The sequence below is a fragment of the Limosilactobacillus viscerum genome (assembly GCF_947387525.1).
Classification (GTDB): Bacteria; Bacillota; Bacilli; order Lactobacillales; family Lactobacillaceae; genus Limosilactobacillus; species Limosilactobacillus viscerum.
This window is the reverse complement of sequence record NZ_CANDNW010000087.1, coordinates 1-260: the sequence shown is the minus strand read 5'-3', so window position 1 is coordinate 260 and position 260 is coordinate 1. Positions and strand designations below refer to the sequence as shown.

Genomic DNA, 260 nt, shown 5'->3' with positions numbered 1-260 from the left:
GGGCCTAATATTGCTCAACGACCTCAAACTGCGGACCAACGGTCCGAAATTGGCCATTGGGAACTAGATACAGTTCAGGGACAGAAAAACGGTAATGACAGTGTTGTACTAGTAATGACTGATCGCCTTTCACGAGTTAATATCACGAGTAAAATTGCTGGTAAAACTGCGCATGCAGTAAATCAGTTCTTTATAAATTTACGCCAGAAAATGGGCACAGATGCTTACTATCGCATCTTTAAGACAATAACCTCTGACAA

1 protein-coding gene is annotated in these 260 nt (G+C 41.5%); it reads left to right on the top strand.

The features are described 5' to 3' along the window. On the top strand, positions 1-260 hold a 260-nt coding region (locus QOS07_RS09385), incomplete at both ends, for a transposase (RefSeq protein WP_408613368.1).